At 50.7% G+C, this 13229-nt stretch carries 8 protein-coding genes; 1 reads left to right on the top strand and 7 read right to left on the bottom strand.

The features are described from left to right. Positions 1 to 21: 21 nt before the first annotated feature. The 4 genes from V2I46_09535 to V2I46_09550 are packed head-to-tail and all read right to left on the bottom strand — an operon-like array spanning position 22 to position 5215. The gene (locus V2I46_09535; protein MEE4177739.1) at positions 22 to 2277 is read right to left on the bottom strand and encodes a transglycosylase domain-containing protein; all 2256 of its coding nucleotides are present in this window, start codon (positions 2275 to 2277) and stop codon (positions 22 to 24) included. A gap of 42 nt (positions 2278 to 2319) precedes the next feature. Beyond that, positions 2320 to 2793 (bottom strand): gliding motility lipoprotein GldH, encoded by a 474-nt coding sequence (locus V2I46_09540; GenBank protein MEE4177740.1) that lies wholly within the window; start codon positions 2791 to 2793, stop codon positions 2320 to 2322. A 35-nt stretch (positions 2794 to 2828) separates the two neighbouring features. Next, a complete protein-coding gene (gene ricT, locus V2I46_09545) occupies positions 2829 to 4007 on the bottom strand; it encodes a regulatory iron-sulfur-containing complex subunit RicT (GenBank protein ID MEE4177741.1) in 1179 nt (392 codons plus the stop codon). Between the two features lie 41 nt (positions 4008 to 4048). Next, complete coding sequence (locus V2I46_09550; protein MEE4177742.1) at positions 4049 to 5215, bottom strand: DNA polymerase III subunit delta; 1167 nt, start codon at positions 5213 to 5215, stop codon at positions 4049 to 4051. A 336-nt stretch (positions 5216 to 5551) separates the two neighbouring features. Here V2I46_09550 and V2I46_09555 point away from each other — a divergent pair, with 336 nt between their 5' ends. Then, complete coding sequence (locus tag V2I46_09555) at positions 5552 to 7000, top strand: transporter substrate-binding domain-containing protein (GenBank protein MEE4177743.1); 1449 nt, start codon at positions 5552 to 5554, stop codon at positions 6998 to 7000. A 483-nt stretch (positions 7001 to 7483) separates the two neighbouring features. Here the strand turns inward: V2I46_09555 and polA are convergent, their stop codons facing one another. The 3 genes from polA to V2I46_09570 form a co-directional block, all read right to left on the bottom strand. Further along, on the bottom strand, positions 7484 to 10288 hold the full coding sequence (gene polA, locus V2I46_09560) for a DNA polymerase I (GenBank protein MEE4177744.1): 2805 nt from the start codon (positions 10286 to 10288) through the stop codon (positions 7484 to 7486). Positions 10289 to 10453: 165 nt separating this feature from the next. Then, positions 10454 to 12694, bottom strand: a complete 2241-nt coding sequence (locus tag V2I46_09565; protein ID MEE4177745.1) for a TonB-dependent receptor — start codon at positions 12692 to 12694, stop codon at positions 10454 to 10456. A 123-nt stretch (positions 12695 to 12817) separates the two neighbouring features. Continuing rightward, positions 12818 to 13189, bottom strand: a complete 372-nt coding sequence (locus tag V2I46_09570) for a hypothetical protein (GenBank protein MEE4177746.1) — start codon at positions 13187 to 13189, stop codon at positions 12818 to 12820. Positions 13190 to 13229 lie beyond the last annotated feature (40 nt).

Below are 13229 nucleotides of genomic sequence, written 5' to 3' on the forward strand. Positions count from 1 at the left end.
AGGTTTTCAGGGTTTCTCCCCTCAGAAAATATCACGCTGGAATACATCGCGAGGATTCTCCGATTGTTCGTATTTGTTGCAATCGGTTTCTACCGAAAGGGGTCTGCTCGGCTTTTCGAAATCCTCCTTGCTTAATCCGATGGTTTCGTCGGCATACACACGCTGCATAAACAAAGCCCAAATGGGCAACGACGTATTGGCACCCTGCCCCAGCGTAATGCTGCGGAACCGAATGCCACGATCTTCGGCACCTACCCAAACCCCTGTTGCTAACTGTGGCGTAACACCCATAAACCAGCCATCCGACTGATTTTGCGTAGTCCCTGTTTTCCCTGCAATGGGATTATCAAAGCCATACCGGAATCGTAACCGCATCCCTGTTCCGCTTTCTACCACCCCTTTCATCAACTCCAGCATCAGGTAGGCTGTTTCTTCGCTCATGGCCTCTTCCTGTCGGGGCATGAAAGCCTCAATCAAGTTACCATTCTTGTCTTCAATATGAGTAATGAAAGTCGGCTCAATAAATACACCTTTGTTGGCAAAAGTGCTGAAAGCTCCAACCATTTCACTGACAGAAATATCAGGCGTACCCAGGGCCAAAGCCGGTACCGGGTCGATGGGGCCGGTGATACCCATCCGTCTGACCAGGTTGATTACCGCTAGCGGCGAATATTTCTTCATCAGGAAAGCCGAAACATAGTTTACTGAATTAGCCAGTGCCCACTTCAGGGTAACCATTTCCCCTTCCCGGTCATCAGAACTGTTCTTTGGGGTCCAGGGACCCTGAGGCGTATCGAAGGTAACAGGGGTGTTAGGAACCTTGGTGCAGGGGCTGAATTCTCCCTCCTGCATGGCCAGGGTATATAGGAAGGGCTTGAAGGTTGATCCCACCTGCCGGCGGCTGGCCGTGACATGGTCGTACTTGAAATGCAGGAAATTGATACCCCCTACATAAGCCTTTACATAACCGGTCTGAGGTTCAACGGCCATCAGGCCGGTGTTGAGGAAATGCTTGTAATACCAAATTGAATCCAGGGGTGTCATCAGCGTGTCGATCTCCCCGTCCCACGAAAAGACCGTCATGGGCACGGGTATATTGAATGAAGCCCGGATGGAATCTTCTGGGATGCCCTGTCGTCGCATGTTGATGAAGCGGTCGCTCCGCCGGATGCTGTTTTCAATATTCGTATTGATCTGCGACTGGGTCAGGTCACGTCCAAAGGGCGCGTTGTTATATCCTTCCCAATGTTTAAAAAATGCAGGCTGAATATCCTTGCCCATATGCTCGGCTACTGCTTCCTCAGCATAGCGTTGCATACGCGAGTCCAGGGTTGTGTAAATCTTCAGGCCATCCTTGTATATGTTATAGTGGCTCCCGTCAGGCTTCAGGCGGGTTGTGCTCCATTCATTCAGTTCCATGCGTAAATATTCCCTGAAATAGGTGGCCAGGCCAGTGTTCTGGTCCTGAACCTGGTATTGCGACATGTCGAGCGGGATCTGGCGGATCGAGTCATAGGCAGCAGGACTAAGGTAGCTGTAACGTGCCATTTGACTCAACACCACCTGACGCCGCTGAATTGCCCGGTCGGGGTTACGCACCGGATGAAACCACGAGGGCGCCTTCAGCATCCCCACCAGCATGGCTGCCTCCTCCACCTTCAGCGAATCGGGCGATGTGTTAAAATAAGTCTTTGCTGCCGACTTGATCCCAAAGGCGTGACTGCCAAAATCCACCGTGTTGAGATACATGGCAATGATCTCTTCCTTGGTGTAGTTGCGCTCGAGCTTGGCGGCCGTTACCCATTCCTTTAATTTGGTGATTCCCAAGGAAAAGATCGAGGGGTTTTCTCCGCGGGGGAAAAGGTTTTTGGCAAGTTGCTGGCTCAGGGTGCTGCCTCCCCCGGCACTGCGTTGCCCCCCCAGGATGTTGCGGATAATGACCCGAAAAATACTCCTGACATCCACGCCTGAGTGGTGATGAAACCGTATGTCTTCTGTGGCCAGCAAGGCGTGCACCATGTTGGGGGTGATCTCCTCATACTTTACATTCTGACGGTTGTGAATATAAAAAGTCCCCAGCAGTTCCCCGTCTGCTGAATAGATCTCACTGGCCAGGTTGCTGCGCGGATTCTCCAGCTCTTCAAAGGTGGGCATGAAACCCCACAAGCCGATCGAAATGGTCAGGATGAGCAGCAAAAGCAAGGCAAATGGCGAAAGGACAATCAGCCAGAAATTCCGCAGGTATTTTTGCTTTCCCGAAAGGCGCTTTTTATTCATTTCCGCATAGATATTTATTGATTGAACGGCCAAAAAGGATGCTTATTTTCTTTCAATGCGCAGGCCAATATCTGCAATGCCCTCCAGTTTATCGGTGCGCATAGCTTGTTCCACGCCGAAGAAATACTTGCCGGCCCCGGGAAACCAAACATCCGTACGAAACAGGAAACGATTAGAGCGGATTTTGCCAAAGCCCTTGCCGGTCCACTCCCCACTCTTCTCCGCAAGGGTGCACTCCAGGGTGTCGCGTAGCAGCGTGCCGTCAGGAAATTCAATATCGAGAAACAGGTAAAGGTTGCTGTAACCATAATCCGTTGTGTTCCTTACATCGACATACATGTTGTGGAGACTGGTCGTGTCTTCAATAAGGGCTTCAAAATGTACCTTTTCAGTGTAGGGCCATCCCGAAGCTGGCAGGGCCTTGTGCCCTTCAAAAACCACCGATCGGTCGCACGAGGTCAGCAGCCCGGCGATGGCCAGCAGCAAGAAAATCAGATATTTGTCAGTTCTTGGCATGTCTTTGGGTTATATCACTTGTCCTCCAGTAACTTTCAGGGCTGGGGGTTGTTTTTTCCCGGACGTTTTCTTTTCTTTTTCTTCCGGCTCTTCGTGGGCTGGTCGAAGCGCGTCAGACTGTCTTCCAGATTGTTTTTCATTTCATAGGGGGGCTTTTCCTGGCTCCCGTTCAATTTTCCACCTCCTTGGTTATCATCCAACAGATCTTCGGGCCGGATATTGCGGATGTTGGCATCGCGGATCTCGCGAACCCGGTCGGCGGTAAGCATGATGATATTGCCCGGACAGTCGGCATAAGCATAACCCATAAGCCCCCGAAGGATGTCAGTTTTCTGCAGGTAGGCCTTGCCTTTTTTGGTCATCAGCTCCTGGGCATTTTCAGGAAGGGCTTTTTGGTAGTCCAGGTAACAGTCGTTTTCGTAATTGATGCAGCATTTAAGCTTGCCGCACTGCCCGGCCAATTTTTGCGGGTTAAGCGAAAGCTGTTGCGTGCGTGCAGCATTGGTCGAAACCGATTGAAAACCCGTTAGCCATGTGGCGCAGCACAACTCGCGCCCGCACGAACCAATACCGCCCAGACGGCTGGCTTCCTGACGCATCCCGATCTGACGCATTTCGATGCGAACCCCGAAAGCCTCTGCCAGCACTTTTATGAGCTCGCGGAAATCCACGCGCTCGTCGGCAGTATAATAAAAAATGGCCTTGGTGCGGTCGCCCTGGTATTCCACATCGCTGATCTTCATCTCAAGCTTCAGGTGCGAAGCCATCTCACGCGAACGAAACATGGTCTCATCCTCAAGCTTAACCGCAGCCACCCATTTCTCTACATCCGACACCTTGGCTTTCCTGTATACCTTGCGCAGGTCAGGGTTGTCGGGCTTCACCTTTTTACTTCTCATCTGAAGCTTCACTACCTGTCCGCTCAGCGAAACAATGCCTATGTCATGACCCGGAGAGGCCTCTACGGCAACAATGTCACCGGTCTCCAGCTCCATATCGGCCGTACAGCGGAAAAAGTCCTTACGCCCATTTTTGAAGCGGACTTCCACGATGTCAAATCGGGGGAAAATATCGGGAGGCTTGATGTCCTTCAGCCAATCCTGCGAATCCAGTTTTGTGCAGGCATGCGAGGCCACTTGTGTCTGCCGGGTGTGCGGCTGCGGAGCGCACCGGCAACCACGTGACAAAAAGTCCTGTTGGTCAAAAGTATCCAAAACAATTTATGGTTAGAACCTCACAAAGTTAGCAAATAATCTTATTTGGCCATTTTGAACAGGCGCGCCAGTTTGAATGAAAGGTCGGTCAGCAGAATCTTGGGGTTTGCGTTGCGTTCTACGTGAAAAATAGCCTCATTGAAGGCCTCTATGATCTCCAGGGCGTTCCGGTGATTCACAAAGGGAGCGAACTTACTGATGAATTCACGCTCCTCTCCCTCGAGACGCAAGGTGTCTCCGGCATGATAATTCTCCAGCAAACACTGCCTGAATACCGTCAGCCCATATTGCAGGGTAGCTTTTTGCCGTTCGCGCCCTGCCCCCGAAAATTTGTCCACCCATTTCAGGATCCCGTTGACGTCTCTCCTGAAACAAAGTCGCATCCAGTCGCGAAAGACCACAAAATCGGCCTGGGGCTCATTGTTACTTTCCAGCACCCGCAAGGCCCTGGCAAAGCTTCCCCCCGCCAGGAAGGCAATGTGCCTTGCCCGCTCAACCGTGCATTCGTAATGCTTTACCAAATATTGTTCGATGGACGGATCGGGTATCAGAGGAATCTTTACCATCTGGGCCCGTGAAAGGATCGTCTTCAGAATGTCATCCTTATCCTCCGCGATCAGCAAAAACAAGGTGCCATCCGGGGGCTCTTCCAGGGTTTTGAGCAGCTTGGGTGCCGCCTGGTATTGCAACTTCTCGATCATCCAGATAAGCACGATCTTATAGGGGCTTTCGTATGCCTTAAGGGACAGGTCCTTGATGATGTCATTGCAGTCATCGGCATAAATGACTGCCTGCTGGTTCTGTATGCCCAGTTTCTCCAGCCAGTCGAAGTAACGCACATAAGGCGTTTCAACCAGCATCTCGCGCCACAGTTTGTAAAACAACTTGCTCCTGGGTTTCTTTTCAGGGCTGTCGTCCGATTCCATGCCTTTGACCTTGGCAGTCGGAAAATAAAAATGAATATCAGGATGCTCCAGCTTGCTGAATTTCAGACACGAGGGGCAGGTGCCACAAGCGTCCTCAGGGCCACGGTTCCGGCATTGGATATAACGCGCATAGGCCAGTGCAAGCGCCATCTTGCCCGAACCTTCCGGACCCAGAAATAACTGTGCATGGCTGATCCGGTTTTTGTTCACATTGGCAATCAGCTGCTTCTTCATCGATTCCTGCCCAACCACATCCTTAAAAAACATTCCTTTTCCTTTCAAAATTTAGCAAACCCAAACCTACGCGATTTTTTTCAAACCCCCAACCCGGCCCCAAAAAATTATGGCCCGGTATTTGTTAACATCCATTGCAACTTAAGAAAGAAAAAACTTTTTAACAGGTCCCAGGTCCTAAAATGACCGTTTTTTATGGACATTCGATGATATTGAACAATAAATCAATCAAAGTTGTTAATAAAACAGTTATGAAAAAAACACTTTTAAACGGATTTAAATCTAACTTTATCTATTGTATCTGTGCATAACAGATTTAAACTTGTTGGTATTGGTTTTTTTTGTACCTTTGTCGGCTTTTTAGTAGCAACGAAATTTTTTTAAATGCTTAAACAACGAAAACAGATCCTCTTATTCGTTGCCCTTTCCCTCCTGATCATTTCGGTATTCTTTGTTATCCGGGGACTACGTTCCAATGATCAGTTGTCGGCAATCGAAACCGAGGACACCATAGACCTGCCTCAAATCCTTGAACGGGGTGTGTTGCGGGCCACCACGAATTATAACTCGACCAACTACTTTGTATACCGTGGCGAACCTATGGGCTTTCACCTTGAATTATTACAACTTTTTGCAGCCCATATAGGTGTCGAACTCGAGGTTTATGCCACCAACCACCTCGAAGAAAATCTTAATTGCCTTCTTACGGAAGGCGAATGCGATGTGATAGCCCTCGACCTGACCGTGACCAAATCCCGAAGCGAGCTGGTCAGTTTTACTGAACCCCACGGTCAGTCGCGTCAGGTGCTTATTCAGCGTAAGCCAGCCAATTGGCTGGGTCTGTCTTCTTCAGCCATCGAAGATCGCATGATACGCAACCAGCTTGACCTTGCCGGGAAAACCATTCACGTGCAGCGCAACTCCGCTTTTGTCGACCGTCTGCGAAACCTCATGGAGGAGATCGGCGACAGCATTTATATTGTTGAAGTGGACAAGGAAGAGGAGGTCCTCATCGAGATGGTTGCCACTGGTGAGATCGATTATACCGTCAGCGACGAACAAATTGGACGCATCAACCAGAATTATTATGCCGGCATCGATGCACGTACCCCCCTGAGTTTCCCCCAAAATCTCTCCTGGGCTGTGCGCAAGGATATGCCCCAGCTTCGTGAGGCCATCAATGAATGGATGCGTAATTTTAAAGGCACAGGACAGTTTGCCAGCATGTACAACAAATACTACAACAACCCGCGCAGCGTCTACATCGCCAAAAGTAACTATAACTCCCTGGGCGGGGGCAACATCTCGGTGTTCGATCCTTATTTCAAGCAATATGCCGATATAGTGGGTTGGGACTGGCGCCTGATCGCCTCCCTGGCTTATCAGGAGTCGCGCTTTAACCACGATGCCGTTTCATGGGCAGGGGCCATGGGCATCATGCAACTGATGCCCACCACGGCCGCAACCATGGAGGTCGATTCCACCTCCAGCGTTCCCGAACATATTCTGGCCGGAGTCCGTTATCTGCGCTGGCTCGACAACATTCTCAAGGAGCACGTGAAAGACAAGGACGAACGCATGAAGTTTGTACTGGCTTCCTACAATGCAGGCATTGGCCATGTGCTCGATGCCAGGCGTCTGGCCGAAAAATATGGTAAGGATCCCAACATCTGGAAAGACAATGTGGATTATTTTATCCTCAACAAATCCAAACCCAAATACTACCAGGACGATGTGGTTCGCTTCGGCTTTGCCCGTGGCGATGAAACCTATCATTACGTCTATGAGGTCATGGAGCGTTTCGAGCATTATAAAAATGCAGTAGGAAGTTAAACCGGGCCACCCGCTAATCCTGTTCCACGAAGAACCCGGAATCTGAAAAATATTTAAAGCCTGAGGGGCGCTCTGCAATGCTGGTGTGCCCCTCAGGCTTTTTTGCGGGATTCCTCGACCTGTTGCTTTTCGACTTACCTGTCACATTTATAGCTTTGTCCCTCGAATCCAAGGTTGTTTTTGCGACCTGATCTGCATAAAACACAAAAATTTCGTTTTAAAAAAAGTTCATTTCGTTTTTAAAAAATACACTATGGCGATACCATGGTCGTACCATGGTCGTGTGACGGTCGTGCCTAGTTCGTCTGGACACGACCAAAGGACGACCTTGGTAGGGGGAAGGCTCCTTCATGAGGTGTTTTTTTTAATGCTGATGCGGGTTTCCTTCCAAGCCCGGTGAAGATGAAAAAAAATCGCCCCTGGATATTTAAAGGGGCGATTGTGTATTCTGAACCGATTCTTTCTTCTCAGGAAACTGCCTGATCAATGGGCTTCGAGCCAATTATTGCCGGTGCTCATTTCAACCAGCACGGGCACATCTAGTTGCATGGCATTTTTCATCTTGTCTTCCACCAGGGCTTTCATTTCATCCACCTCGTCGAGCTGCACTTCAAAAACCAGTTCGTCATGGACCTGCATCAGCATGCGCGACTTCATTTGTTTCTCCTTCATTTCGCGGTGGATGGCGATCATGGCTAGTTTGATCATATCGGCTGCTGAGCCCTGCACCGGGGCGTTGATGGCGTTGCGTTCGGCAAAACCCCGCTGCATGGCATTGCCGCTGTTGATGTCCTTGATGTAACGGCGGCGCCCCATGATGGTTGAAACATATTCGTGGGTACGCGCAAATTCAATGGTTTCGTTCATATAACGTTTGATGCCCGGGTACTTCTCAAAATACTGGTCGATGATCTGGGCAGCTTCCTGCTTGGGGATGTTGAGCCTGTCGGCCAGCCCGAAAGCTGAAATCCCGTATACGATGCCGAAGTTGACGGTCTTGGCATTGCGCCGCATCTCGCGGGTCACCTCATCAAGGCTTAGCTCGTAAACCTTGGCGGCAGTGGCGGTGTGGATGTCGAGGTTTTGTCGAAACGCCTCCATCATGGCTTCATCCTTGCTGAGGGAAGCGATGATGCGCAGCTCGATTTGGCTGTAGTCCGCAGCCAGTAAAGTAAATTCCTTATTGACCGGCACAAAGGCTTTCCTGATTAGCCGGCCTTCCTCGGTGCGAATGGGAATGTTTTGCAGGTTGGGGTTGTTCGATGACAACCTGCCCGTGGCAGCTACTGCCTGGTTGTAAGAGGTGTGGATGCGACCGGTTTTGGGATTGACCAGTTTGGGCAGGGAATCCACGTAAGTCGATTTCAACTTGGTTAGCGAACGGTAATCGAGTATCTTGTTGATGATGGGGTGTTTGTCGGCCAGTTTCGACAACACATCTTCAGAGGTGCTGTATTGTTTGGTCTTGGTTTTTTTCGCCTTTTCCGACACTTTCAGCCTCACAAAAAGAATCTCGCCCAATTGTTTTGGGGACCCGATATTGAAGCGGACGCCTGCCAGCTCGTATATCTCCTGTTCAATGTCTGAAATTTGTTTTTCCAGCAATTTTGAATAATCGTCGAGGGCTTTTTCGTTGATGCTTACTCCGTGGCGTTCCATCTCGGCCAGGACGGGAATAAGCGGCGTCTCAACCGTATGGAAAAGATCAAGGAGGTTTTGTTCTTTCAGCATGGGCTCAAAGACCTCACGCAGCTGCAGGGTAATGTCAGCGTCTTCGCAGGCATAGGCTGTAACCTTTTCGATGGGGACCTCACGCATACTTAGCTGCCCCTTGCCCTTACGGCCGATAAGCGCTTCGATGCTTACCGGGGAATAGTCCAGGTAACTCTGCGCCAGCGCGTCCATGTTGTGCCGCATGTCGGGTTGTAGGAGGTAATGCGCCAGCATGGTGTCGAACAGCTTTCCTTCGGTCAGGATGCTGTAATTGCGCAGTACGGCAATGTCGAACTTGAGGTTTTGTCCGGTTTTTTCGATGGCTGGGTCTTCGAAAACGGGGCGAAGGGTTTTGGCCAGTGACAACGATTCTTTTTGGTCTTCAGGGAAAGGCAAATACCATGCCTGCCCGGGCTTCAGACAGAAGGCGATTCCCGTTAACTGGGCTTCGATAACATCGAGGCCGGTAGTCTCGGTGTCAAAGCAGAAATGTTTTTCCTTGCGGATTCGTGCCAGCAGTTCTTCAAGGGGCTTTCCCGTCTCCAGGGTCTTGTAATCCTTTTCTTTAAGTAGTTTTTCCAGCTTTTCTTCGGCGGAAGCTTCGTCATCAAAGAGCCCTGTGCCGCCAAAGAGATCCATTTGCCCGGTCTGGGCAACGGCCTGGCGGGCTTTTTCCTCGGGAATCATTTCGGTATCCGTAAAAAGCCTTTTGGCAAAGGTTCGGAACTCAAGTTCTTCGAAGAGGGGGAGTAGGGCCTTGGGATTGGGGTCTTTCAGGCGCAGGGCTTCCACGTCGAATGCCACAGGCACATCCAGAATAATGGTGGCGAGTTTTTTAGAGAGAATGGCTTGTTCGGAATAGGCGCGCAGGTTTTCCTGGCTTCTTTTTTCTTTTACCTGGTCGACGTTTTCCAGGAGGTTTTCGATGGAATCAAATTCCTGGATCAGGTTTTTGGCTTTCTTTTCGCCGATACCGGGCACGCCAGGGATGTTATCAGAGGCATCGCCCCAGAGCCCCAGCAGGTCAATGACCTGTTCAGGCCGTTCAATGCCATATCTTTCACACACTTGCTTTACGCCCCAGATCTCGGCGCCATTGCCCATGCGGGCAGGTTTATACATGAAAATGTTTTCTGAAACCAATTGCCCGAAGTCCTTGTCAGGCGTCATCATAAATACCTGGAAGCCTTCTCGCTCGGCCTTCTTGGCCAAAGTGCCGATGATGTCGTCAGCTTCATAGCCGTCCATGGCAATCACCGGGATATTGAAGCCTTCCACCAATTGTCGGATATATGGCAGGGAGGCAATGATGTCTTCTGGTACCTCCAGACGTTGGGCCTTATATTCGGCAAAGTCGGTATGTCTGACCGTAGGGGCTTTCGAGTCAAAAGCCACGGCGATATGGGTAGGGTTTTCCTTTTTTAGCACCTCGGTAAGGGTGTTGGCAAAACCAAGGATGGCTGAGGTGTTCAATCCTTTGGAGTTAATCCTGGGGTTTTTGCTGAAAGCATAATATGCCCGATAGATAAGGGCCATGGCATCGAGCAGGAAAAGCTTCTTTTGGGGGGTTGACATCGGCTGTGTTTTTTACAAAGATAATTAACAATCATCAGGGCATGGCAAAAAATACAAAAGCCCGGTAGAACCGGGCTTTGCAAACAAACCAAAACAACATGAAGAGAAATATATAGGGGGATATTAAGGTTTCTCTTCTTATTTTATCAAATGCCGTGCCAAAGTTTAAAAAAACCAGCGGTAGGCCAGATTTAAATTTCTGCCCGGCATAAGATAATTGCGGTCTTCCATGCGCGAAAGGTGATCGCGATAGCTGGTGTTCAGGAGGTTGTCGGCACGCAGGATGATGACGTGGTGGCCAGCCTGCGAGAGTCTAATACCAGCAGAAAGTCCAATAAAGCTATAGCCATCGGTGGGCAACTCTTCTGCTGCGATTTTGTTTTGGGCCGAAGTAGCCAGAAACTTGCCGCCAAGCCATCCCCAGCCCAGGTCATACTCCAGGTCGGCCCTGAAGCGCAGGGGAGGCATGAAAGGCAAGTTCTCCTTTCCATTGCCAATGCGGCGCCCCGACACATAATCGAGGCCCAGACCAATCCTCAGGGTTTCCAGGGGATTCCACCCCAGGGAGAGCTCGCCACCCATCAGGCGGGCTTCATCCCCTTCGTAAACAAAGATCGGAAAGCTGCTCGTGGGATCAGTTTCACCAGTGGGCTGAAAAATAATGAAGTTATAGAAATGGTTGACGAAGGTGGCCAGCTCCATTTCCAGCTTGTTTCCGGCATAGCGAATGAAGAAATCGCCTCCGTTTCCGATCTCATCCTTCAGGGCGGTGTTTCCGATCTCGAAGACGCCTGCACCCAGGTGTACCCCATTGGCAAAGAGTTCCTGTATGTTAGGATTGCGGTGCGAGCGGGCAAACTGCCCGCCGATCTCCCAACCGGGCAGGGGGCGGTGGTTCACCCCAATGGAGCCCGAATAGTTGAGGGCATTCCGGGTGTTTTCGGCAGAAGTAAAGACTTCGTTGGGGATGGCGCTGGTGTGCTGGAAGTCGAAACGGATGCCTGCCTGAAGACGGAAAATGTCGCTGAGGGGGATTTCCTGAAAAGTGAAAACCCCCAGGGCCATGCGACGCTCACCAGGGGTAAAAGCCTCAAAGCCGGTGACGTCGAGATGATGGGCGTAGAGACTCAGCCCCATTGCTCCACGGGCAAAGAGGCTGTAAGGCTTATGCTGAATGGTCGCCGTGCTGCTGAAGGTATGTTTCTTAAACGAAAGGCCAATGGTTTCCTCCTGGATACCATCAGATTCCGTGAACTCCAGCTCATCTTGCAGCATGCGGGAAGCATTGAAACGGATCTGACCCTTGTCAAAAAAACCATTGCGCTGGTAATTCCAGCGGCCCTGCAAGGTTTGCCGTTGCATTTCAATTTCCACTTTCTCATCCGGGTGAAAGCTATGACCCGGCAAGCCGTAATGCTGGCCGGCCATTGAAAGGCTGAGGCCCCCAAGGTTTTGACCCTTGTTGAATCCAAAGCCCAGTGAACCATCGTAGTTATTCATATAGGTACCGGGAATACTTCCTGCAGGGGTGTTTGTATTTCCTGATTTGCGGTAGGAGAACCTTGCAGAGGCGGCCCAGGGGTCACGGCTGTGGGTAATCCGACCGAATCCCGCCCCCATAGTATTTACGGAGGCACCCTGAAGGGAGAGGATGCCGGAGGTACCGGGGTCGGTATCATCAGGGATGTCGGTGGTCATCAGGTTGATTACACCGCCCAGGGCGCTTGAGCCATACAGCAGGCTGGCAGGTCCCCTGACGACTTCAACCCGGCTTGCTGCCAGGGGGTCGAGGGCAATAGAATGGTCGGCCGAGGTCTCAGAGATGTCACCCATCCGCTCGCCATTCTGCAGCACCAGGATCCGGTCGCCGTCGAGGCCGCGGATCACCGGCCGGGCAGGCGCTGAGCCCATGCTGCGCATGGTTATGCCGGATTCGCCGTTAAGCATTTCGCCAAAGCTGGCTTCACTGCGCCGCTGCAGGTCTTCGCCCGTGAAACGCTTGTCGGGTTGGTAACGAAAGCCGCTGGCCGTAGGGGATGCCGTGATGATAATCTCATCGAGGGCAATGTGGGTTGAACTTACAGCGATGTCCAACTCTAGAGTGCGCTGGGCAATGGCGGTGAATGGCATCCGGGTGGTTTCGTAACCCATCCCCTGCACAATGAGGACGTGTTCGCCCACAGGAAGGTTGGTCAGCATGTAATGCCCTGAGGCGTCGGTGATGGTTCCGATCCGGGTGCCCTCAATCAACAAATTGATGAAGGGGATGTGTTCGCCCGTTTCGGTATCGATCACGTGACCAAACAAGTTGGCATCGGTGACCGGGCGGGACTCTGCCGGATTGGCAAATTGAGGATGAATTATCCAAAAATTCAGGATGAAAAGGATAAGCAATATTTTTTTCATATCTGTCTGCAAATAATTGACTTTCAATGATCATACTCTGCAAAAACAATACCCTGTCGGGGATCTTGCAGTAATATAAATTGGATTAGGGAAAGGGGGGCGAGTCAGGTGATGACCCTTGTTTTAAAGAATGGGGGGTGGTGCTCTGAGGAGGCTCAGAGAGCCATGAAACTGCTTAAAGTAAGGGGGAGAAGGTAAGATGGCCCTCAGAAAGGGCCTTACAGGGAAAAAAAACAGCAATGCTGCTACAACAACCAAAAGGGTTACTAGATTGGATTTCTGCGCAAGGGCAAAGTATTCGAACGCGGAATGCTGGTGCTGCTGATAGGGGGTCCCTGGAATTTGGTCTTTCTGGTAGGGGTGGGCGTGCTCGACCACCAGCCCATTGTTGAGCACGTGTAAATGCCAGTTGGCTGCCTGGTTATAATATAACGCAAGCACCATCGGGATAAGGATCCAGAGAATGTTTCGGTGTATGCCCTTGCGGAATGCCATGAAGGAACCAAGTGATTTTTGATGCAACTTTAACAATAAA

Source organism: Bacteroides sp. (assembly GCA_036351255.1).
Classification (GTDB): domain Bacteria; phylum Bacteroidota; class Bacteroidia; order Bacteroidales; family UBA7960; genus UBA7960.